Origin of the sequence: Maribacter halichondriae, from assembly GCF_027474825.1 — a bacterium.
Classification (GTDB): domain Bacteria; phylum Bacteroidota; class Bacteroidia; order Flavobacteriales; family Flavobacteriaceae; genus Meishania; species Meishania halichondriae.
In genome coordinates this window covers 2,181,503-2,205,365 of the sequence record NZ_CP107030.1, presented here as the reverse complement: position 1 = coordinate 2,205,365, position 23,863 = coordinate 2,181,503, and the positions used below count along the sequence as shown (strand labels likewise).

Genomic DNA, 23,863 nt, shown 5'->3' with positions numbered 1-23,863 from the left:
TTCTTAAATTTGCGGTTCTAAATAGCTATCATGTACAGAAGCCATACTTGCGGCGAATTGCGCGAATCACATATCGATCAAAAAGTAAACTTATCTGGTTGGGTGCACAAGATCCGTGACAAAGGATTTGTAACTTGGGTCGATCTCCGGGATCGTTACGGCATTACGCAATTGGTTTTTGACGAAGACAGATCTTCTTCCGTATTGTTGGAACAGGCGAGAAATCTTGGTCGAGAATTTGTGATACATATTGAAGGAACCGTTATCGAAAGAGCTTCTAAAAACCCCAATATTCCCACTGGGAATATCGAGGTTTTGGTTGAAAATCTGGCGATTTTGAACGAATCGAAAACGCCTCCTTTTACCATCGAAAACGAAACCGATGGCGGCGAAGACCTGCGCATGAAATATCGCTATTTGGACATCCGTAGAAATCCCGTTAAAAACAACCTTATCTTTCGCAGTAAGGTTACGATGGCCGTTCGAAAATATCTTTCGGAGGAAGGCTTTATCGAAGTGGAGACTCCGTATTTGATAAAATCGACTCCTGAAGGTGCCCGTGATTTTGTGGTACCAAGCCGCATGAACGAAGGACAGTTTTATGCGCTGCCCCAATCCCCCCAAACCTTTAAACAGTTATTGATGGTCGGTGGATTGGATAAATATTTTCAAATCGTTAAATGTTTTCGTGATGAAGATCTACGGGCCGACAGACAACCCGAATTTACACAGATCGATTGTGAAATGGCCTTTGTCGAACAAGAGGATATTCTGAATGCTTTCGAGGGTTTGACTAAACATCTTTTGAAGGAAATCAATGGTGTGGAAATCGAAAAATTCCCAAGGATGACCTTTGACGAGGCCATGAAAAAATATGGTAACGACAAGCCCGACATCCGTTTCGGAATGGAGTTTGGCGAGATGAACGAAGTAGCCCAACATAAAGATTTCAATGTTTTTAATTCAGCCGAATTGGTAGTCGGTATTGCCGTTCCCGGAGCGAATTCCTATACCCGTAAAGAAATCGATGCCTTGACCGATTGGGTAAAACGACCACAAGTTGGCGCTCTGGGCATGGTATATTGTCGCTGCAATGAAGATGGGAGTTTTAAATCTTCGGTGGATAAATTCTACGACCAAGACGATTTGGCAAAATGGGCGGAAGTTACCGGGGCCAAAACAGGCGATTTAATATGCGTGCTTTCCGGCGATACCAATAAAGTGCGTACGCAACTTAGTGCTCTCCGTATGGAAATGGCCACGCGTCTCGGACTGAGAAAGTCAAATGAGTTTGCGCCATTGTGGGTAGTCGATTTTCCATTATTGGAGTTGGACGAAGAAACCGGAAACTACCATGCCATGCACCACCCGTTTACATCTCCAAAACCAGGTCAATTGGAATTGTTGGAAACCGATCCAGGGGCTGTTCGTGCCAACGCCTACGATTTGGTTCTGAACGGCAATGAAATCGGCGGAGGTTCTATTCGTATACATGATAAGGAAGTGCAAAGCACCATGTTCAAACATTTGGGTTTTACGCCCGAAGAAGCAAAAGCGCAATTCGGATTTTTGATGGACGCTTTTCAATACGGCGCGCCGCCCCATGGCGGAATCGCCTTCGGATTAGATAGACTTGTAGCCATTCTTGGCGGACAAGAAACAATCCGTGATTTTATCGCCTTCCCAAAAAACAACAGCGGCCGCGATGTGATGATCGATGCGCCTGCACCGATTGATGACGAGCAGTTGAAGGAATTGCATTTGAAGTTGGATCTTTGATTTGGATACTACTTTTGTCATTCCGTCCAGTACGGCAAATCAGAAGTTGGTCAACCAACTAATTTTATGCCTAAATTTAGCAAGTGAACTGGAAAAAAGTAGGTAAAATAAGCCTCTATACATTACTCTGCCTATTGTTGCTAATAGGTTCCATAGGCGGTTACTTCTATTACCAATACCGGGGAAGATATGAAGTGGATAAAGAAAAATTTCCGCATCAAATTGGACACTTATCCCCAGAAAACAAAGACTTTTCCGAGAATTTCGAACGCTGTAGCGAAAAAAACCAATAGGATTTTTCGATAGCGCTACAAGATATGGCGTCTATAAAGGCGGTAAAAGAACGTTTCAAAAATTTATCCTAAATAATTTTAAAAATGAGAATTATTCCGACACAGGATTCTTAAACCTTCGCTTCCTTATCAACTGTAAACGGGAAATCGGCGATATGGAAGTGAACGAACTCGATATGAACTTCGAACGCACCACATTGGATACGAATCTAATAGATCAAATTATAGACCTTAGCGTACAAAAAAAGCATTGGCATATAATGGATCTCGATGAGCCTAGAGACACTTATATGTATTTAATCTATAAAATCGAAAATGGAGCGATTACTGAAATATTGCCTTAGTGTATTCATGTTATGTGTTTCAATTACATCTTGCGAAAAATCTTTGGAAACGGGCCGGTTAGAAACTAACAAACAACTATCCGAAGAACTTTTTAAAGAAGAGTTTGGCACACACGATCACTTAAAACCAATTCAGGGTAGTCCGGCTTCCATGACCATGTTGGATTCCATTTTGAAACTCGACACGACGAATGCAGCTGCTTGGCGGGAAATCTCGATTCCCTATCTCAAACGCGGAATGCCGCATCAATGGAAACCCTTAATAAACAAAGCAGTTTATCACGATGCTAAAACGTGGCAGCCCATGCGGGGCTATCTGTATCTCATATTCTACCGCAACTATAAAAAGGCCATCGCCGATTTCGATGCATCCGACACCTTGACCGATTATATTGACCATCCACAAGGGCATAGTGTCGATTTTTGGCGGGGTATCGCTTATTTGGGATTGAAGGATTATAAGAATTCCATTTCCTATTGGGATAAACACATAAAACGGGAAACCGAGGAAAGTGGTGAAGATTGGGTCGAACTCGAAGCTTTTCTGTATCGGGGCATCGCCTACTACGAATCTGGAAATTTTGATAAAGCTTTGGAAGACTTCGATAAAGCCATACACTATTTCAAACAAACAGCAGATGCCAAATTTTACAAGGCACTTATTTTAAACGAACAAGGAAATTCGGAAGAAGCAATACGAATGCTCGAGGATGCCATGGTCGACTTCAAAGCAGGCTTTTTTAACAACCGAGACTATGTCGAAGCCCTGCGTCAAATCTACCTAGAGGATTTGGAAGACCTAAAAAAAGAAATTCTTCAAGGGAATTAAATACCTTTGGGCAATCATTTGCCCGTAAAATGCCCACCCGACAACAAATACTTTTTACCAAGTTCGTAAAATGGCGATATAAAAACATCTCCAACAAAACCTTTACCCAACTTATGGCGGTCGTTGTGGGGTTGCTTGCCGGTCTCGCCTCGGTCACTTTAAAGAACCTGACCTATTTTATCGAATCATCTTTGGAGGATGGTATCGTTTTCTCAAGTAACCAGTTATACTTCGTACTTCCGATTATCGGACTTACACTCGTGTACCTCTATGTAAAATTCGTTCACAAAGAGAAGTTGGAGCATGCTGTATCTTCCATTCTCTTTGCGCTGTCAAAGAAAAAAGGAATCATTCCCCTTAAAAAATATATACTCCGTTGATTACGGCTCCCCTAACTGTTGGGTTTGGTGGTTCGGTTGGATTGTTAGGTCCGGCAGTGGCATCCGGTTCAGCCATCAGTTCGAATTTGGGCAGACTTTTACATATTAATGCCAAAACCCGTTCTTTATTGATCGCCTGCGCTTCGGCGGGTGCCGTGGCATCCATTTTTCAATCGCCCATTGCAGCCATTATTTTTGCCGTTGAGGTATTTAGTATGGACTTTACAATGCTTTCCATGCTACCGCTTTTGCTGGCTTCGATATCGGGGGTGCTTACCTCTTATTTCTTTTTAGGGAACGAAGTACTTTTTAATTTTTCCTTAGCGGACAACTTCGAGATAAAAGATACGCTGTTCTATGTACTATTGGGCGTAGGTACTGCTTTTGCCTCCATCTACTTTACCAAGATGTACTTTGGAATCTTAAAACTGTTCGAGCCTTTAAAGAGTCCGAAATATAGATTGTTGGTGGGCGGACTTGCCATCGGAATCATGCTCTACTTTATTCCGCCTTTGTATGGGGAAGGGTTCGGTTTCATCAATAATTTATTGGAAGGAAACCACTCGGCAGCGCTAGGAACAACCCCTTTTGACGCCTATATCGACAATATTTGGGTCGTCATCGCTCTATTATTCGGATTGACCATTTTCAAGGCGGTGGCAATGACCACCACCTTCGCCGCGGGTGGAGCAGGTGGAATCTTTATTCCCACGATGGTCATGGGCAGTGCCTTGGGAAATGTCGTGGCCAAGGTCATCAACAATTCTGGGTTGGGCTTTGCCGTCTCAGAAAGCAATTTTACGCTTATCGGTATGGCCGGATTGATTGCGGGTGTGCTTCATGCTCCTTTAACCGCTATATTTTTAATCGCTGAGATTACCGGAGGCTATGAACTTTTTGTTCCTTTAATGATAACGGCGGCCATATCATATCTGATTACAAAAAATGCCATAGACCATACCATTTATACCCGTGAACTTGCCGAAAAGGGAGCCTTGTTGACCCATGACAAAGATAAAAATGTGCTAACGGTGATGCAGCTCGACGACGTCATAGAGCAAGATTTTAAAACGGTACGCCCAACAATGTTTCTTGGGAAATGTTGCATGAATCGGTGTCGAAATCTACGCGTAATCTCTATCCGGTAGTAAATCAAGATGATATTTTGGTAGGTGTGGTTTTATTGGACGACATCCGCGAATTCATGTTCGATACAGCGCTCTATGGCACGACTACAGTTTCAACCTTTATGCACCAACCCCCAGAGGTCATTCTCTATGGACAGGATAGCATGCAAAAGGTCATGCAAAAATTTCAGAGTAGCGGCGCCTGGAACCTTCCTGTCATCAAAAATGGAAAATATCTCGGTTTCGTTTCCAAATCAAAACTGTTGACCGCCTATCGGAGAGAGCTGATTAATTTTACCAAATAGTTCGGTTTCGTACTTCGACAAGCTCAGTGTGACAGGTTAAAAAAATCAATATAAACTCATAAACAAATAAGCCCATAAACTTTTTTTAACACGAATACATACTGCTTACCGCAACTGCCCACTAAATGCTGTTTACTGTCAACAGTTTACTATTTTTGAACCTATGAAGTACCTCATACTACTCATAATCGTCGGATCGTTCGCCTCCATCGGATATGGATTCTCGCTACCCGAAGCGAAAGTGACCCTTGCCGATAAATATATCGGTGCAGGAACAGTCGGCCTTTTCTTGGTGGCCATGCCACTTTTCTCTTCAAATACAGCAAAGGAAAGAAAATGAAGGACTATATGATGACCGAGGAAAATATTCGGAAAATGCAAGGAAAAAATACCGAAAAGCCTGAAAATCAATGAAGTCAATAGTATTTCCTGTTACTTTTCTTACCAATTTTCAACAAAAAATTATAAATTAGTAGTACCTAATTAATATTTAATTTTTATTGGAATGACTGGAACTGTAAAATTTTTCAATGAATCCAAAGGTTATGGGTTCATTACCAACGACGACACAGGTAAGGACATTTTCGTACATGCCACTGCATTGAACGGAACTGAACTTAAAGAAGGCGACAAAGTAGAATACGCAGAAGAAGAAGGACGAAAGGGGATCGTAGCTGCCCAAGTGCAGGTAATCGGATAAAGAGTATCTTATTTTGAAAGAGTTCAAAATCCTCGGTGTATTGCCGGGGATTTTCATTTGGAAAAAATTTTGCTTAATTCAAGTTTCGCTTTTGTATGAAGAACTTTTTTAACAACTGAGAAGCCTCTTCTTCCAAAACCCCACCCACTATTTTGGTCTTGGGGTGTAGTTTTGACCCCATCGCACCACAACCCCTTTGAGGGTCTTCGGTCGCATAGACTATTTTAGAAATTTGGCTCCAATATAAGGCTCCCGCACACATCTGACAAGGTTCTAAGGTCACGTACAACGTACAATTTTTAAGGTACTTTCCCCCCAGAAAATTGGCCGCTGCCGTAATGGCCTGCATCTCGGCGTGGGCCGTTACGTCGTTCAACTGCTCTGTCAGATTATGGGATCGGGCAATGATGCGGTCCTGAACGACGACTATAGCGCCAATCGGCACCTCGCCTTTTTCAAAAGCGGTCTCGGCCTCCTGTAGGGCTTTTTTCATAAAATATGCATCGTCAAAAGGAAGTACCATAATAGAGTTTGATTCGCAATAGTAGCGAATAAAGCTTTTTGAAACAAAAAAACCCTCTAATACAATTATTAGAGGGTCTATATTTTAAAATTTACTTATCTACTTCTCAAAGTAAGATGTATAATCTTCTTCAATAATGACAAGTGTATTGCCGTTTATTTCCGCTTTTCCAGAGAAAATAAGCTCTCCTTCGCCCGGTTCGTTAGTCTGTGTACCTTCGCCGTCAGTTCCTTTATCCACAGAACTATATAGAACGAGACTCAACTGTTTGTCGACCGAACTATATGCCCAATTACCCGAACCTGTAAAATGATAAATATATTCCTTGTAGGTCGCCTCACAATTTTCCAGTGAATTATTATAATCAAGATACTCTTCACCTCCTTTAGATTCTAGAGTAAAAGTTCCGTCTTGTTTGAATTCGATATAACCAAACTCTGATACATAACACTCCGTATACTCAAAAGAACCTCCATCTGAACATTCTTGTGTATCTGTTGCACATTCCTCTTCTCCTGTAATATCCACATCGATTTCGCCATTCTCATCATATTCTTCCTTGGTCAAGTTCCATTTGGCGACCAACGCGCTATTACCTCCCCAACTTTCGACGGTAACGCAAACTTCTTGAGGTAGACTAATATTTCCGTCGGCATCATATACGCAGACATCGTAACAAAAAGTTCCAGGTTCAATCTGCGTATTAAAATCTATATCTATGTTGGCATCGGCATCTACCTTGGCCGTTAAGGAGTTACTCAGCCCCTTCTTATCGGTTTTGATGGATTTCTTATCGCTAATAGTATTTTCGAACAAATCTATGTCGTAATAGCTATCGGCCATAGTACCATCATTTGACTTAAATTGAATATAAGCTCCGACTATCTCAGCATCTGAATTGAGCGAAACTTCAAAGCCCTCGCCCAACAATGCCATTTTCGAAGTATTTGAAACATCTAAGGTGATGGCCTCATTGGGTGTTGGAGGCATCCCCTCTTTTTTGGCGCCCCCTTTGATGACTACATTTTCAGACACTGTGTTGGCTTCCAAAGGAGTCTGCTCCAATTGCTCCGCTATTTCGTCCGCTTTCCCATCTGGCACTACTGCATCGTCTTTTCCACAAGAAATGGCGATAATTAATGCCGCCAAGGCGGCTGTTCTTAAAATAATTTTCATGTTTGTGGTTATTTAAAATTGATTATTTAATGAGAAATTCAAACGACCATTTCCACACGGATATTACATATTAAGGAGAGTATGTTGTGAACGTCCAAAATACTGTTATCAAACACTGAAAAACCTTAGCTTTGTATGCTCAAATCTCTCTCGGTGTCAAAGAACATCTTAGAAAATATCAATTTCCCCGAAGACCTTCGCTCACTTAAATTGGCCGATTTGCCCCAACTTGCCCAAGAACTCCGAGACTTTATCATCGATATCGTAGCGACCAAAGAAGGACATTTAGGTGCGAGCCTCGGTGTGGTCGAACTGACCATCGCATTACATTATATTTTCGATACCCCGAACGACAAACTCATTTGGGATGTCGGTCACCAAGCCTACGGACATAAAATACTGACCGGTCGAAAAGAGATTTTTGATACCAATCGACAGTTGGGCGGTATTAGTGGTTTTCCTAAACGAAGCGAAAGTGAATATGACCCTTTTGGAACCGGCCATAGTTCTACTTCTATTTCCGCCATATTGGGAATGGCGATCGCATCGAAATTGAACGGAGAAAACGACAAACATCATATTGCCGTTATAGGCGATGCTTCCATAGCTAGCGGAATGGCTTTTGAAGGCCTCAACCATATGGGAGTGACGGATGCAAATGTCCTAATAGTATTAAACGACAATGCAATCGGAATCGATCCCAGCGTGGGAGCCCTCAAAAAATACTTGACCAATGTAAAAAAGGGAACGGCAAAAGACGAGAATATATTCGAGTGCCTCAATTTTGATTATTCTGGGCCGGTTGACGGTCATGACCTGCTGAGCCTAGTAACGGAGCTCGAAAGATTGAAATCGGTCAAAGGTCCAAAATTACTTCACGTAATTACTACCAAGGGAAAAGGACTGAAAAAAGCGGAAGAGAACCAAGTGGTCTATCACGCCCCAGGGAAATTTGACAAGGCCACTGGAGAATTGGTTAAAAAACCTACATTAAGCGAGCCCCCGAAATATCAAGATGTCTTTGGCCATACCCTAGTCGAGCTTGCGCTTCAAAACGAAAAAATCGTAGGTATTACCCCGGCCATGCCAACGGGAAGTTCCTTAAAATTTATGATGGATGAAATTCCCGAAAGGGCATTCGATGTGGGTATCGCCGAACAACATGCGGTCACTATGGCCGCAGGAATGACCGTTGAGGGCCTCGTTCCTTTTTGCAATATCTATTCTACCTTTCTGCAACGCGCCTACGATCAGGTCATACACGACGTAGCCCTGCAAGACCTACCCGTTATTTTTTGCCTCGACCGTTCGGGACTGGTCGGTCAAGATGGTGCTACCCATCATGGGGTCTATGATCTGGCTTATTTGCGCTGTATTCCCAACCTTATTATTTTTGCGCCCTTAAACGAAATTGAACTCCGCAATATCATGTACACCGCACAATTGGGGCTGAAACATCCGATTGCAATACGATATCCGAGAGGGAGGGGAACGACCATAAAGTGGAGATTACCTTTTGAGGAAATAGAAATCGGCAAGGGACAATTGGTAAGAAAAGGATCTAAAATTGCCATTCTATCCGTAGGTCATATAGGCAATATGATTTCTGAATTATTGGAAAAACGGAAAAATAAAATTCAAATCAGTCATTATAATATGCGGTTCGTAAAACCATTGGACACCAAAATTCTCCGAGATATTTTTATAACATATGAGCATATCATAACGATTGAAGATGGATGCGAAATCGGTGGATTTGGAAGTGCCGTTCTAGAATTCGCCAACAAAATCGGTGTAAAGAAACCTATTAAAGTTTTCGGAATCGCCGATACCTTTTTGGAACACGGAAGTGTTGAAGAACTACATAAAGTTGCCCATTTAGATGATGAATCAATTGAAAATTACCTGAATTCTTTAATCAACATAAGCTAAAATGCCTAGAAAAGCAATTGTACTTATTCTTTTGTTGTGGCCTTTAAAGTGTGTCTTTTCACAAGATAGCATTCCCTCAGGTCGTGAAGTAGATTCGGTTGACGTTATTGCCATGCCCCTTGATTCGATTGCAATCGATACCACGTTTGTCGATACGATTGTCATCAGAAGGCGACAAAAACGGATAAAGGATATTAAAGAAGGTATCAACCTTCCGAACGCTATGATTTCCTTCAAGAAAACAAAGCCGTTGGACAAGGAGAAAAAAATATTCGAGATACCCTCTTTCTGGCAAAAAATAAATCTTTTGGGATTTAATCTTAGTGAGGTCGCCTTTGTCAATTGGAACGCTGGGGGAAATAATTCCATCTCTGCATTGGCAAACGCCCGTTTTGAGCGTAATTATAAATTTCGTTACTTTCAATGGGAAAATTATTTGGAAATGCGATACGGTATCAACTGGCAAGACAATCAGAAATTGCGCAAGACCGACGATGCGATTCGAATAAGTTCTACTTTCGGGTACCGACGTGACACGATCAGCAATTGGTACTATTCTGCCAAAGCCAATTTCAATACCCAATTCTCTGATGGATACAAATATCCCGATAGGGAAAACCCGATTTCGGGGCCTCTATCTCCAGGCTATTTCTTCTTGGGGGCAGGAGCCTCATATATTTCGGAAGGACGAAAATTCAACCTTTACATTTCACCCCTTACCCAGAAGGCAACACTGGTTCTTGATCAAGATTTGGCCGATAAGGGAGCTTTCGGGGTAAAAAAAGCGATTCTTGACGCCGATGGCAATGTCATACAAAATGGGAAAAACCTTTTTTTAGAATTAGGTTTCTTGATAACCAACCACTGGGAAACCCAAATTGCGGAGAATATTGGGCTGAAACACCGTGTAAACTTATATACGGATTATCTACAGGACTTTGGGAACATAGATATCGATTGGGAACTGAACATGGACCTTCGTGTAAACGAATATATCGTTACATCGATAGGTACCCAAGTCATTTATGATGACAATATTCTTTTCGGGGAAATAAAAGATGATACAGGAATGGTAACGGATCCAGGTGAGCCAAGAATTCAGTTCAAACAACTGTTGGGTGTTGGTGTGTCATATAACTTCTAAATGGGAACTCCACTAAATTTCCATTCCCATAATCTTTTTATGGAGCAAGATTGCGGCACCATCTGAAAGACTTGCCACATAACAACAGGTATTCAGTAGCATCTCATATAGCGACACATCTGTATTTCGGTAATATTCAGGTAGCGTTCTCAAAACCAGACTATCGTAATTAGAGGCTCTATTGTCCATTTTGCGCACCAAGGCCGAAGAATACACATCCAAAATATCGGAAATGATCTTGTACCCGGCAATTTCCTTATCGACTACCTCTTTTGAGTTGTAGATCCTTTCAATACTGATGGTGATGATATCGTCGATTTGTGCTCGATATGCACTTTTATCCAACAGGGAGACATCAAATGTACCGTTCAGTATTTTATATTCGTTCGCGATGAAAACCTCTATGGCATCTTTGATAAGTGTATTGATGGCAAGGGCTCGCAAGTAACTCAGACGATCTTCAGTGTAAACCAGCGCATTGTATTTTTTGGTATTGATACTGTCCTTAACCAATTTGATGAGATACTCTAAAGCATAATCTTCCGAAATCAGGCCGAGATTGATGCCATCCTCAAAATCGATAATGGTGTAACAAATATCATCGGCCGCTTCTACCAAGTATGTAAGCGGGTGTCTAGAGAACGAAATATCATTCCCCTCACGTGTTCTCAACAAACCTAATTCTTGGGCAACTTCTTGAAAAACAAGTTTTTCTGCTTGAAAAAATCCGAATTTCTTTTCTGAAATATGGGCGCTGGGTTTTTTGGGCAACGATTCTTTTGGATACTTCATGAAGGCTCCCAATGTGGCGTAACTAAGACGCAAGCCTCCTTCTACCCCTTCTTTCGAAGCAGCCAATAGTTTGAATCCGTTGGCGTTTCCTTCAAAATCGATGATATCTTGATATTCTTTCTCGGACAGCGATTTTTGATAGTTCTTTCCTTCTCCTGTTTTGAAATACTCTCCGATGGCCTTTTCACCGCTATGTCCGAAGGGAGGATTTCCAATATCATGTGACAAGGCTGCCGCTGCCACAATAGCTCCGAAATCATTAAAACGATACCCATGTACCTCCCCCAAATGTGGGTGTTTTTCTAATATCCGTTTTCCCGCAATGCGACCTAGACTTCGCCCGACGACCGATACTTCTAAACTATGGGTCAATCGGGTATGTACAAAATCGGTCTTTGAAAGTGGAATGACTTGGGTCTTATCTTGCAAACTCCGAAAAGCAGAGGAAAATATGATTCGGTCATAATCAACTTCAAACCCTAACCGGGTCTCATCTTGTTCTTTTCGTAGTCTTTTATGAGTATCGCCCTGTCTTTTCAGTGAAAGTAGTCTTTCCCATTCCATACAAATCATTTGCATCGCAAGATAAAGTTTTTGTGGGTGAAGTTTCACAAAATTAATTCGCCAACATTGACTTAGATCCGTAACATTTAGATAACAATATCACAATATCGATTTAATGAACACCTAACACCACCTTTACATTACCTAAGTTTCTTTGCAGCGGTATTTAAAAACATAGTAAAACAATATAATGAAGAAACTTTTTTTAAGCCTGCTATTACTAGCGGCCGTGCAGCTTAACGCACAAGAACTGGGCAGTATTGCCGGAACGATTACCGATAAGGAAGTAAATAACGAACCATTGCCATTCGCCAATATTCTGATCAAGGGAACTACAAAGGGTACCACCTCCGATTTTGACGGATTGTATGAAATAGCGGATTTAGAACCCGGTACGTACACCGTGGTGTATAGTTTTGTGGGTTATGAAACGGTCGAATTGCCAAATATCTTAGTCGAAGCCGGAAAAGTAACAACCATTGATTTGGGCATGGCCGCCAACGAAGGGGTCTCACTTGATGAGGTCGTAGTTGTGACTGTCGCCAGAAAAGATTCTGAAGTCGCATTGCTCTTGGACCAGAAAAAAGCTGTAGAGATCAAGGAAAGTATCGGGGCCCAACAATTGGGTAAAATAGGAGTCTCTGACGTGGCTACAGCTACGACAAAGATTTCAGGAGTTTCAAGTAGCGAGGCCTCAGGTGATGTTTTTGTTCGTGGATTGGGTGATAGATATCTTGCCACAACACTCAACGGTCTGCCAGTTCCTTCTGACGATGTTGAAAAGAAGAATATTGATTTGGGGCTTTTCCCCACTAGGGTTATTCAGAATGTCAGTGTGAGCAAGACCTATTCTGTTCAAACGTCAGCGGACCAGTCGTCGGGCAATATTAATATAAGTTCACGGGAACTAGCTGGTTCGGGCGAACTAAGTCTGGGCGTCCAATCTGGTATTAATACCAATGTTGCGCAAAGTGGTGTCTACGATGATTTCAAGGTTTCGCCAAATTCCCGTAACACCGATTTCGGTTTTTATGCCCAAGACCGGTCTACACAAGAGTTGATTACCCAACAGGGTTGGAACACCATTCAAAGGGAAAATCCGATCGATTACCGCTTCAATTTTGTGGCTGGAAAACAAATCAAGGAACGTTTCGCGGCTCTTTTGACGGCATCGCACAATACATCCCACACCTATGGTCAGGGACTTTTTCGGCAATTCCGTTCCAACTTCATCGATGACACCATTACCGATGCAACCAATTTCAACAGAAGGGCAGTTACCTCAGCCTTGCTCGATCTCACCTTTTTTGCCAATGATAAGAATAAATTGAAGTCTACCACCTTTTTTATCAATACTACAAACGAGGAGGTCTACGAGGGAGGCCGTAATGGCGAAGGAACAATTTTTGAAGAAACCGACGTAAACGAAGCATTCCAATTCATTCGTGATCAAAACACAAAGCAAACGCGTTTATTGGTGACCCAACTTCTGGGCACACACAAGCTTGGTGAAAAAAACACCTTGGAATGGGCGGGTGGTTATAACCTAGTGGATGCCGATGAGCCCAACCGCATAAGGAACGAAGTCAATATCATGAACAATGATGGTCGTATACAATTGGGAAGAACCGGTGGCTTTCAACAACGTAAATCAAAACAAGAGATATCGGATGCGGAATTTAGTGGTTATTTAAAGGATGTATTACAAATAATCGATGAAGAAGAAAAGTCGTTTAAAGTAGAGGTCGGAATCAACTACCGCAACAAGGAACGAGATTTTTTCTCACAATTCATAGGTGTGGAAGAACGCGCGACCGATGTGGTCAATCCGCCATCCATAGATGATTTAGGAAGCATTTTTCAACGTGGAAATTTTGAAAACGGCCTTTTGGAATTCAATATTTTACAGCCCGACCTGTACAATGGAAAATTGATTTCTCAGGCTGCCTTTGCTGATTTCAACGTAGGATTGGGCAAATGGAACTTCAATGCCGGATTGCGTTACCAAAAAGACGATATCAATGTCGGCTTCGACGTGGGCAATTTTCCGGGCAGGATCGGCGAATCGGTCAAAGAATACAACAATCTTTATCCTAGTCTTAATGTGAAATATGACATTAACGAGAAAAGTGGACTCCGACTTGCCTTAAGCCGTACGATTACATTGCCTGAATTCAAGGAAATATCTCCTTTTGAATATGTGTCACAAACAGGGCAGGTCACAAGAGGTAATCCGGACCTAGAAGCTTCCCGAGACTTAAATTATGACCTGAAATGGGAGTATTTTCCATCCAATGGACAATTGATTTCCTTAGCTGCCTTTTATAAGGATATTTCCGATCCTATCAACAAAGTTCAGGACCGAGGCTCTGCAGGCGTATTTTCTTTTTTCAACTCAGGTGAAAAAGCGGAAATCTACGGTTTCGAGGCAGAAACGAAAATAGACCTTGTTTCCCCAATTACCAATGACGAGGATGGAAGCATGTCTGGTTATGGCCTCAATCTTGTCTTCAACGCTACGAGAATGTGGCACTCGCAAGACTTGAAAGAAGTACGCGACGAGGATGGCAATTTTGTAAGAACTTTTAGATATAAAGGGCTTACGGAAACAGGCCTTCAAGGAGCCTCCGATTGGATCGTCAACACAAGTCTGAACTTCAACACTGCTGGTGAAAATTCTTTCGACGCATCATTGACCGCAAACTATGCTTCCGATAAGATTTTTGCCCTCGGCGCACCGGAAATACAAAGTCAGAGTGAGACCTTCTATAATGACGCTATCGTAGAGAAAGGATTTGTTGTCCTCGATGCGGTGATAAGCAAAGAATTTGGAGAACATTGGAGAGTTCGTTTGATCGGTAGAAACCTACTTAATCCTGAAATCAAAAGAACGCAATTGGTAAAACCGAGTACCACAAATATCGAAACCGACGAAATCGTACGTTCCTACACGGCTGGATCCCAGCTCAGCCTAGGACTCAATTATACATTTTAGCGAACCCACAACTATTAATTTAACATTTAAAAACAGAAAATTATGAAACTGAAAACAATTAGATTTTTTTCAATGTTCGCTGCAGTACTTGCATTTACGCTTGTAGGTTGTAGTGGTGATGACAACTCTCCAGACCCAGGTCCAGTTCTACCGGTTGCCACTTGTGACGATGGTGTTCAAAACGGGGGTGAGACTGGTGTTGATTGCGGCGGAAGCTGTAATGATGCATGTGAAGTAGTAACCGAAGGTACAGAATTGAGCGGTAGCCAAACTGAAGATTTGACTTTGGATCCCACCCAGACCTATACCTTGACCGGCACTTTTAGTATCGAATCCGGTACCACTTTGACAATACCCGCAGGTACTACGATTATCTCCGAATCAGGAACCGATAATTATATTGTGGTCCAAAAGGGAGGGAAAATCGATATTCAGGGTACCGCTGCTGCTCCTGTCGTAATGACTTCAGTGAACGAAACTCCAGGTGACTGGGGCGGACTGGTCATCGCTGGTAACGCGACTACAACCGAAGGTGTTGATGCTATTGCCGAAGTAGGCGGAATCGTTTACGGAGGAAGCGACGACGCCGATGATTCCGGTTCTATCAGCTATTTGGTCATAAACTATGCAGGCGCACAGATCAATTCAGAATCACAGTACAATGGACTTACCCTATATGCGGTTGGTTCTGGGACTACCATTGACAATGTCGCCATTTTAAATGGAACCGATGATGGTGTCGAATTCTTTGGAGGAACGGTAAGCGCCAGTAATTTCTATTTAGAGAACAACGAGGATGATGCGGTTGATTGGACAGAAGGCTGGAACGGGACCTTGACCAATACCTATATATTGCATACCAACCCCGGATTCTCAACGGCGGTTGAAGCCGATGGGGCAAACAACAATCCAACCTTGGTGAACTTCACGGCTGTTTCCACACAAGGTGGTACGGCCCTTCAATTCAAAAAAGAGTCAGGGGCGACCATTACAGGCCTTTCATTGACAGGATATGAAATTTCTGTGGATATGAAGGACAACGGGCCACTGGCCAATATTCAAATTGATGGTGCAGATGCAAACCCCGGTTTGACCTATCTTGCCGATGCCTCTGTTAATGCCTCGGATTTTGCATGGGTCGATACTGAAAATGAAGTAACCATTATGGCTTTGGAAGGTACTCTGACTGAAGACCTGACGCTGGATGCAAACACCATTTACAACTTAAATGGAAGCCTTAGTGTCGAAAGCGGCGCCAAGTTGACCATTCCTGCTGGTACTGTCATTATCGCCGATGCCGATAGCGGTACTGAAACCGACACCTATATTGTAATCAAGAAAGGGGCTCAAATCGATATACAGGGTACAGCTTCTGATCCGGTAGTTATGACCTCCACAAATCAAAGTCCTGGTGATTGGGGCGGACTTGTAATCTTAGGGGATGCAACCACCACTGAAGGTGTAGACGCCATTGCAGAAGTAGGTGGCTTTACCTATGGCGGAACCACTGACGATGACAACTCAGGTAGCATCAACTACTTAATCATCAACTATGCCGGGGCTCAAATAAACTCCGAATCACAGTACAACGGTCTTACTTTGTATGCCGTTGGGTCAGGAACCACAATTGAAAACGTAGCCATTTTGAACGGTACCGATGATGGTGTCGAGTTTTTTGGAGGTACGGTAAGCGCATCGAATTTCTACTTGGAAGATAACGAGGACGATGCGGTCGACTGGACGGAAGGTTGGACAGGTACTTTGACCAACACCTACGTCTTGCACGAGAATGCCGGTTTCTCTACTGCTATTGAGGCCGATGGTGTTGATGCCGCAATAGGCGTGCCTACGATTGTCAATTTTACGGCAGTTTCCACAGCCGACGGTACAGCACTCCAGTTCAAGAAAACAACAGGCGCAACTATGACCAACGTATCGCTTTCAGGATACTTGACCAATGTCGATATGAAAGATGGCGGTCCTGTAGGCAATATTACAGTTGATGGTACGGCATTGACCACCGTTGATGATGATGTCTTCACCGGAACCGTTGTAGATATTACTATGTTTGATTGGGCCACAGGAAACTAGAGCTTAATTAAATACCACTGAAAACCCTGCTGTAAAGTGGGGTTTTCTTTCTTAAAGTAATTAGGACCTGAATGCCCTATCATTATTCCATAACAGATTTCTTAACCTTGATCTTACTCACTTTTAATCTAGCCGTAACTTTAATTTTACATACACAGGCGTACTTTGCATCATAGTATAGATAGAAGTATGAAGAAGTTTTTTCTTATTGGTACATTTTTAGTTACAGCCTTAGGTTTCTCTCAGAATCAAGGTTCGATTAAAGGCAACATTCTTGACAAAGAAATGCACAATGAGCCGCTATTGTTCGCCAATGTGCAACTAAAGGGTTCCGACAAGAAAACGGAAACCAATTTTCACGGCAACTTTGAGTTCAATGATTTAGAAGCAGGTAAGCATACATTACTAGTGACTTATGTCGGTTACGAAAGTATTGAAATGCCGATTTTAGTGGAAGAAGGTAAGACCACCCAAGTGCAGCTTGGATTAGTAGCAAAAACTTTTGATTTAGGTGATGTTTCAGGAATTGCCGTCTCCTCAAAAGATAAATTGACCACCGCGCCAGGATTGGATTAACTTTTCCGATTCAAAAATATTTAAAAAATAATGATAAAAAATAAAACATCCCGCTTTTAGAGGGATGTTTCGATTATAAGTAAATAAAGATATTTTCTAATTTTTCACCACTGGGGCTTTCTTCTTAATTCCATCTACACTTGCGATAGCATTGTTGCTATACTCAACTTCTTTCTTGTCATCGCCTGACATGAAGACCCATTTTCCGGTTTTGAGTCCGTTCGTATAATTTCCTATGGAGATTTTTTCTCCTTCTTCGTTATAGCTTATCCATTTGCCATGAAGCTTTTTTTGCATATTGAAAGTTCCTTTTTGGCTTATTTCCCCATTGTCATGAAAATAAGTCGCCTCAATCAGATTCGTTTCTTTGTTCAATTTTAATTCTGGCTCTGTTTGGGCAATAGAAGCAGATGTTACCAATAGAACAGCTAGAAATAGAACAGTTTTTTTCATGATAAACGGGCTTTTACATTCGCAATTGATGGTAAAGATACGAAAACTTACATTATATCAACGTTTACATAACGTTAAATTTACATTGAAATTGCAACCCACTGACAATCAATGTGTAAATTTTTTCCTTTTTAAACTTAATAATTCCTTAATGTTATAATTACCATAACATTATGTTGAAGGTCGATTTTTGTCAGGTGACAACAAAAATGGATTTCTTTTTTGGGTATTGGTTTTTGTCGACTATTCTCAGGGAATCCTGAAGCTACCTTTTTCAAGGTAGCTTCTTTCGTTTTCACCAAGACAAGATATAACATTAAGGAAACATTAACTTAACATTGAGGTAAGTTCTTTGCAGCGACAAAAACTGGTACCTTGATGAAATGTTCCTTCCATGCCTTTTTGGCCCTTTTTCTCATTGCAACTTTTTCATTTGCCCAAGTGACCGACGCACCAGCCTTCGGAAAAGGTCTTTTCAATCTCGTTGGCAAGGATAGTACATGGACTATGAAGATAGGTACAAGAATGCAAATCTTGACCATTGCCGATTGGTCAGAAGGTCCGGATGGTGGTCTTGTCGATCCAGAACAAAACTTCTTAATCCGTAGGGCTCGGCTAAAATTCGATGGTTTTGCCTATTCCCCCAAATTAAAGTATAAAATTGAGCTGGGTCTCTCGAATCGCGATATTTCGGGCGGATCTGAATTTACAAGAAATACCCCTCGTTACATCTTGGATGCCGTGGTCATGTGGAATTTCTATGAGAATTTTGAATTGTGGTTCGGTCAGACTAAACTTCCAGGCAACATAGAACGTGTCATTTCCTCAGGCAACTTGCAACAAGTTGACCGATCTTTGGTCAATAGCAGATTTAATATTGACCGTGATGTAGGTTTTCAGCTAAGGCATCACTTCACACTTGGAAAAAACTTTTTAATACGCGAAAAAATTGCATTTTCACAAGGTGAGGGAAGAAATGTCACCGAAGGAAATTTAGGCGGACATCAATATACCGCTCGACTAGAATTTTTACCCTTTGGAAAATTTGAAAGTAAGGGCGATTATAGCGGTAGTGACCTCAAGCGAGAGGAAAAGCCCAAACTAATGTTCGCATTGAATTATGATACGAACCAGAACGCGGTAAAGACAAGAAGCAATCTGGGTTCATATATGACAAACGATATTGGCTTTTATGAAACTGATATCAATACCTTTTTCTTTGATGGCATGTTCAAATACGATGGCTTTTCGTTCATGTGGGAATACGCCGATCGAACTGCCGATGATCCTATGGCCAAAAATTCAGACGGTACGGAAACCGGTGACGTGGTCTGGATCGGTGACGGACTAAATCTACAAACTGGTTATTTGTTCAGGAACAACGTAGAAGTTTCCGGAAGATATACGACGATAAATCTAGACGATGTTACGGGAAGAAACCCAGAAACACAGTATACTTTGGGCCTTTCAAAATATATCGTCGGACACAAATTGAAAGTGCAGACCGATTTAAGTTATCTCTCGGTAGATAATGGTTCAGACGGACTTATGTATCGATTACAATTGGATGTGCACTTTTAACATGACATCGGTCATATATGTTGTAAATTGATTTTTTCATATTTATACCTTGTACCAACCAACTTGAATTATGGATAATATTTATTTTTTGATGATCGTTGCTCTGGCGATTTTGGCCGTAGCTGATCTTGTCGTCGGTGTCAGTAACGATGCTGTTAATTTTTTGAATTCTGCGATAGGTTCAAAGGCCATTTCCTTTCGGTCAATGATGATTGTAGCGAGCCTTGGAATTTTTATCGGTGCCGTATTTTCAAGTGGCTTAATGGAAGTGGCCCGAAAGGGCATTTTTGTGCCAGGTGAGTTTATGTTCAGTGAAATCATGATCATCTTTATGGCCGTCATGATTACTGACATTTTATTGTTGGATTTCTTCAATACACTGGGCATGCCCACATCGACAACGGTATCCATCGTTTTTGAATTGTTAGGCGCGGCCGTGGCCATGGCGTTGATCAAGATCGGTGCCGACAATGGTTCCGTATCAGAACTTTACAATTATATAAATACTGCTAAGGCCACTGAAATCATTCTAGGAATTCTATTATCGGTTGTGGTTGCGTTTTCGGTGGGGGCCCTAGTACAATACGTTTCACGTGCCTTACTTTCCTTTAATTTCGAGAGAAAATCAAAATGGGTGGGGGCAGTTTTCGGTGGTGTTGCTTTAGCGGCCATTACCTATTTTATTTTTATCAAAGGCCTAAAAGGAACAGATTATTATGGCGAAATTAAACCTTTGATCGAGGGCAAGACACTGCTAATCGTTGTAATCAGCTTTATCCTATGGACATTATTGTCCTATGTAGTAATCAAATTCCTCAAAAAGAACATATACAAGCTTATTATTGCGGTAGGTACATTTGCATTGGCCTTGGCTTTTGCAGGCAACGATCTCGTCAATTTTATCGGGGTGCCCATTGCCGCTTGGCAATCGTATGAGGCTTGGTTGGCCTCTGGTATTCCTGCAAACGAATTTGCCATGGATGTTTTGGGAAGTAAAGTACCTACACCGACTTTGTTTCTATTATTCGCAGGCTTGGTTATGGTATTGACACTCTGGTTCTCAAGTAAGGCAAGAAGAGTAGTGAAGACCTCCATAGACCTATCTAGCCAAGGGGAAACCCAAGAACGTTTTGAGCCCAATTTCTTGTCACGTAATTTAGTACGCTTTTCAATTCTGATTTCTAAATATACGGCAACGGTCATACCGACGTCCATCCAAGAAAAAATCGAAAAGCAGTTCGAAAAACCGGTTATTGAACTTCCCAAGGGGAAAACACATGAATTACCGGCATTTGACATGGTACGTGCAGCGGTCAATTTGATGGTGGCCAGTGTATTGATCTCCATCGCAACTTCAATGAAATTGCCCTTGTCTACTACGTACGTTACCTTTATGGTGGCCATGGGTACTTCTCTAGCTGATAGGGCTTGGGGAAGTGAAAGTGCCGTCTATCGCGTGGCAGGTGTGCTCAACGTAATCGGCGGCTGGTTCTTTACCGCGTTCAGCGCTTTTATTGCTGCGGGCACCGTAGCTTATCTGATTCATTTAGGAGGTGGTACTATGATTGCAGTACTATTACTTCTTGCAATTCTACTATTGGCCAGAAACTATATTAATCATAACAAAAAATCGAAGGCGGTCAAAGCTGAAGATAGTCTTAACAAGTCTGAAAGTAATTCTATACAAGGTGTAATAGAAGAAAGTGCCGACAACATCTCCAAAGCCTTAAAGAGAGTAAGTAAAATCAATAACAACACCATAAACGGATTGATCGAACAAGATCTTGATGCACTGAAAAAGGCTAAGGCCATGGTGGTTAAATTAGAAAACGAGATAGAAGAATTGCAAAATGACATCTTCTACTTTATAAAAGACTTGGACGATTCTTATTTGGGCGCCAGTAAATTCTATATCGACGTAATTGGCAGCATACAAGATGTGGCCCAGTCATCGAGTTTGATTGCCAAAGTGAGCCATAAGCATGTCAATAACAATCATAAGGACTTGAAGAAGAAACAGGCGGAAGAACTTCTTGATATCAACGAAAGATTGGTTCATCTTTTCGAGGAAATCAGGGCTGTATTCGATTCACGCACATTTGATAGAATAGTGCCCGGCATTATTGAAGAAAAACAAACGCTATTAGATCGTGTTCAAGATTCCATTCAAAGACAGGTCGAACGTACGCGAACCGAAGAATCGAGCCCTAAAAATACTACCCTTTACTTTAGCATTCTATTGGAAACCAAAGACCTTATCAAGGCCAATATGAATATTCTAAACTTATATTATGAAGAGCACAATCGCTCAAAAGAACTTCTTGAAAAAGAAGAGTGACCTACCTCAATCGCAGAATTAAATTTCAGCAGTAGCCATATCAGGTTCCGTATGTACGTTCCCATTTTCCAATAAAGGGTCTTTTTCTATGTATAGAAGTTCTGCTACTTCTATTAAGTGTTTCACAATATCGTTGACGTTGTCATTATCGTTTACGAGAGAGGAAGCCATATCTACGGATATCAAATCATCCCGAATAAGCTTATCAATCGATTTACTACTTTGGTGTATTCCTGCCTTTGCCTGCTCCTTTAGCTTAAGAAGTTTGGAAAAATATTGATCTTTTTTATTTTCTCCTTTCGTTCTGAACAGGTATATAATTCGCAATACCTTTACTATTTTCTTTCGGAACTTATCATACTCTTTAGCAATATATTGGTTTTCTGAAGGCAGGTATTGCTCTACGTTTCTACTTAATTCCCTTGTATCACGGATAATCTCAACCATTAAGCGATTCGCAATCTTAATTTGGGCTATACGCCTATTCTGAATCTTGGAAAGTTTTAATGTACTTTGGGCTGTGGTCGCATAGCGTATAATTTCCCCGTATATGGTCTTTACCTTTCTATAGTATAGATCACGAATATTTGTCTTGAGATTTTCCTTGGATTGCTTGATGATTTTTTTTGGTTTCAAATCTGACTTGATGTCATCCCTATGTATATTCAAGGCATGGGCCACGATTTCAAAAATGGCATTTTCATAAAGGTATTTCGACTCATTTACCAATGATACTATTACGGTTTCAGGATATTTCAAAACCTCTTTGGTTAAATATTTCGGCTCATCGATTTCTTTTTCAGGTTCAATTTTAGCCGGCACGATTCGTTCGACAATCTTCGCAATAGGATTGATGAACCATACGAGTGCGAAGGTATTGGTTATGTTGAAAGCCGTATGGAATAAAGATAACGCAACTGGAATCGCGGCCGCACTCACATAAGGTGATTCCGAACCTGTCAGTCCTACAAGCCATTCAACAAATCTTAAAAACGGATAGAACAATACCAATACCCAAATTACACCGATGATATTAAAAATCAAATGCGCCCTAGCAGTCCTTTTTGCATGATAATTCGCGACAATTGCCGCTAAATTCGCCGTAATCGTTGTGCCGATATTTTCCCCTAAAACCATGGCGGCGGCCAACGGAAAGGGAATCCATCCTTGAGCGGTCATTATTAATGTCAAGGCCATCGTAGCACTGGAAGATTGAATAATAATTGTCAAGAGCGTTCCTATGGCCAAGAACAACAGTATCGACCAAAAGCCCAAATCGGTATATCGTGTCAAGAACTCAAGAATTTCAGGGTTTTGTTTAATATCCGGTACCGCATCCTTTAGAAACTGTAGCCCAATGAACAAAACGGCAAAGCCAATAATAAACCCCCCCATTTTTCAGATGTTCTTTCTTAGCAAAAGTGAATGCAAAACCTAGTCCGACCAAGGGAAGCGCAATCGAACTCATACTAACCTTAAACCCCAATAAGGTAATTAACCATGCCGTAATCGTAGTGCCGATATTTGCTCCCATAATTACACTGATCGATTCGACTAATGTCAGCAATGAGGCATTTGCGAAACTAACCACCATAAGTGTTGTGGCAGATGAGGATTGAATAATGGAAGTAATAAAAAACCCTGTGAGAATGCCCAAGAACTTGTTGGAAGTCATCGTCGCAAGGATCTTTCGCATTTTATTCCCCGCCAAAGCCATAAGCGCGTCACTCATGACCTTCATTCCGAAAAGAAATAGACCTAATGATCCAAAAAGTTGTAAAATATCGTAAAAACCGTAGTTCAAATTGATTTTTGCTTCATGTTAATTTAACATAAATATAATGTAAATTAATTGTAATCAATGGTCTTGGTGCTCATTCCTCTCCAAAAGAATTGCGACGCCCAACCAAAGTAATTTGATGGCTTATTAATGTGAGCAAT

General features: G+C 41.5%; 17 protein-coding genes and 2 pseudogenes. 14 read left to right on the top strand and 5 right to left on the bottom strand.

The features are described from left to right. Nucleotides 1–30 precede the first annotated feature (30 nt). The 7 genes and pseudogenes from aspS to N8A86_RS09980 all read left to right on the top strand — a co-directional run bounded on the left by aspS (nt 31) and on the right by N8A86_RS09980 (nt 5,757). The gene (gene aspS / locus N8A86_RS10010) at nt 31–1,779 is read left to right on the top strand and encodes an aspartate--tRNA ligase (RefSeq protein WP_273568941.1); all 1,749 of its coding nucleotides are present in this window, start codon (nt 31–33) and stop codon (nt 1,777–1,779) included. A gap of 83 nt (nt 1,780–1,862) precedes the next feature. After that, nucleotides 1,863–2,072: a hypothetical protein gene (locus N8A86_RS10005; RefSeq protein ID WP_273568940.1), complete on the top strand. Its 210-nt coding sequence runs from the start codon at nt 1,863–1,865 to the stop codon at nt 2,070–2,072. Between the two features lie 155 nt (nt 2,073–2,227). Continuing rightward, nucleotides 2,228–2,416: a hypothetical protein gene (locus N8A86_RS10000; protein ID WP_273568939.1), complete on the top strand. Its 189-nt coding sequence runs from the start codon at nt 2,228–2,230 to the stop codon at nt 2,414–2,416. After that, on the top strand, nt 2,388–3,245 hold the full coding sequence (locus N8A86_RS09995) for a tetratricopeptide repeat protein (RefSeq protein WP_273568938.1): 858 nt from the start codon (nt 2,388–2,390) through the stop codon (nt 3,243–3,245). Before N8A86_RS10000 ends, N8A86_RS09995 begins: the two co-directional genes overlap by 29 nt. Nucleotides 3,246–3,274: 29 nt before the next feature. Beyond that, nucleotides 3,275–5,057, top strand: a pseudogene (locus N8A86_RS09990) (chloride channel protein). 163 nt (nt 5,058–5,220) lie between these two features. Further along, complete coding sequence (locus N8A86_RS09985) at nt 5,221–5,397, top strand: hypothetical protein (protein WP_273568937.1); 177 nt, start codon at nt 5,221–5,223, stop codon at nt 5,395–5,397. Nucleotides 5,398–5,562: 165 nt separating this feature from the next. Continuing rightward, entirely contained in the window at nt 5,563–5,757 is a 195-nt protein-coding gene (locus N8A86_RS09980; protein ID WP_273568936.1) for a cold-shock protein, read from the top strand. 73 nt (nt 5,758–5,830) lie between these two features. Here the strand turns inward: N8A86_RS09980 and N8A86_RS09975 are convergent, their stop codons facing one another. Continuing rightward, a complete protein-coding gene (locus tag N8A86_RS09975) occupies nt 5,831–6,280 on the bottom strand; it encodes a nucleoside deaminase (protein WP_273568935.1) in 450 nt (149 codons plus the stop codon). Nucleotides 6,281–6,379: 99 nt separating this feature from the next. Beyond that, nucleotides 6,380–7,456 (bottom strand): hypothetical protein, encoded by a 1,077-nt coding sequence (locus N8A86_RS09970; protein WP_273568934.1) that lies wholly within the window; start codon nt 7,454–7,456, stop codon nt 6,380–6,382. Between the two features lie 153 nt (nt 7,457–7,609). Here N8A86_RS09970 and N8A86_RS09965 point away from each other — a divergent pair, with 153 nt between their 5' ends. Next, on the top strand, nt 7,610–9,388 hold the full coding sequence (locus tag N8A86_RS09965) for a 1-deoxy-D-xylulose-5-phosphate synthase (RefSeq protein ID WP_430682188.1): 1,779 nt from the start codon (nt 7,610–7,612) through the stop codon (nt 9,386–9,388). A gap of 1 nt (nt 9,389) precedes the next feature. Beyond that, nucleotides 9,390–10,532, top strand: coding sequence for a DUF3078 domain-containing protein (locus N8A86_RS09960; RefSeq protein ID WP_273568932.1), 1,143 nt, complete (start codon nt 9,390–9,392; stop codon nt 10,530–10,532). Between the two features lie 12 nt (nt 10,533–10,544). Here the strand turns inward: N8A86_RS09960 and dgt are convergent, their stop codons facing one another. Beyond that, the gene (gene dgt, locus N8A86_RS09955; RefSeq protein WP_273568931.1) at nt 10,545–11,888 is read right to left on the bottom strand and encodes a dGTP triphosphohydrolase; all 1,344 of its coding nucleotides are present in this window, start codon (nt 11,886–11,888) and stop codon (nt 10,545–10,547) included. A 190-nt stretch (nt 11,889–12,078) separates the two neighbouring features. Here dgt and N8A86_RS09950 point away from each other — a divergent pair, with 190 nt between their 5' ends. From N8A86_RS09950 to N8A86_RS09940, 3 genes are all read left to right on the top strand, one after another. Continuing rightward, nucleotides 12,079–14,883 (top strand): TonB-dependent receptor, encoded by a 2,805-nt coding sequence (locus N8A86_RS09950; RefSeq protein WP_273568930.1) that lies wholly within the window; start codon nt 12,079–12,081, stop codon nt 14,881–14,883. A 42-nt stretch (nt 14,884–14,925) separates the two neighbouring features. Continuing rightward, entirely contained in the window at nt 14,926–16,974 is a 2,049-nt protein-coding gene (locus tag N8A86_RS09945; protein WP_273568929.1) for a beta strand repeat-containing protein, read from the top strand. A gap of 189 nt (nt 16,975–17,163) precedes the next feature. Continuing rightward, complete coding sequence (locus N8A86_RS09940) at nt 17,164–17,550, top strand: carboxypeptidase-like regulatory domain-containing protein (protein ID WP_273568928.1); 387 nt, start codon at nt 17,164–17,166, stop codon at nt 17,548–17,550. Between the two features lie 96 nt (nt 17,551–17,646). Here the strand turns inward: N8A86_RS09940 and N8A86_RS09935 are convergent, their stop codons facing one another. Continuing rightward, nucleotides 17,647–18,003, bottom strand: coding sequence for a toxin-antitoxin system YwqK family antitoxin (locus tag N8A86_RS09935; protein WP_273568927.1), 357 nt, complete (start codon nt 18,001–18,003; stop codon nt 17,647–17,649). A gap of 378 nt (nt 18,004–18,381) precedes the next feature. Here N8A86_RS09935 and N8A86_RS09930 point away from each other — a divergent pair, with 378 nt between their 5' ends. Next, the gene (locus N8A86_RS09930; RefSeq protein ID WP_273568926.1) at nt 18,382–19,584 is read left to right on the top strand and encodes a porin; all 1,203 of its coding nucleotides are present in this window, start codon (nt 18,382–18,384) and stop codon (nt 19,582–19,584) included. Between the two features lie 70 nt (nt 19,585–19,654). Then, nucleotides 19,655–21,922 (top strand): inorganic phosphate transporter, encoded by a 2,268-nt coding sequence (locus N8A86_RS09925; protein ID WP_273568925.1) that lies wholly within the window; start codon nt 19,655–19,657, stop codon nt 21,920–21,922. 18 nt (nt 21,923–21,940) lie between these two features. On the opposite strand, the pseudogene N8A86_RS09920 reads toward N8A86_RS09925, so the two are convergent. Further along, a pseudogene (locus N8A86_RS09920) lies at nt 21,941–23,639 on the bottom strand (Na/Pi cotransporter family protein). Nucleotides 23,640–23,863 lie beyond the last annotated feature (224 nt).